We start from the raw sequence: 573 nt of genomic DNA on the forward strand, positions 1-573 counted from the left end.
GCCAACGGCGTCGGCGTGGACGTGGCCAGCGTCGGGGAGCTGCGCCAGGCGCTGGGCCACGGCGTGCGCGGCCCGGACCTCGTCGTCACCGGGCCCGCCAAGGCAGACGAGCTGCTCCGCCTGGCCACCGCGCACCAGTGCCTGATCGCCGTGGACGCCCTGGACGAGCTCGACCGTCTGCTCGCCCTCGCGCGGGGCGGCCCCGGCCCCCGCCTCCTGCTGCGCGTCCTGCCCCCGGGCACCTCGGACAGTCGCTTCGGCATGACCGACACCGAACTCGACACCGCGCTCGTCCGCTGCGCCCGGGCGGGCGACGGGCCGCGGATGGAGGGGTTCAGCTTCCATCTGTCGGGCTACGCGATCCGCCCGCGCGCGGCCCTGGCCGCGCGGCTGGTCGGGCTGTGCCAACGCGCCCGGGGCCTGGGGCTGCCCGCCGACCGCGTCAGCATCGGCGGCGGCTTCGCCGTCGACTACCTGCCGCACGCCGACTGGCGGGACTTCCTCGCCACCCAGCGACCCGAGCACTACCACGCCGGCCGGACCTTCGCCGCGGCCGACTTCTACCCGTACCAC

Annotated in this window: 1 protein-coding gene; it reads left to right on the forward strand. The window is 76.6% G+C overall.

The window, feature by feature from the left end:
- Positions 1 to 573 (forward strand): alanine racemase (locus tag KUM32_RS42380; protein WP_217146906.1); only part of this gene is annotated, 573 nt, incomplete at both ends.

Source organism: Streptomyces sp. AC627_RSS907, assembly GCF_019049165.1.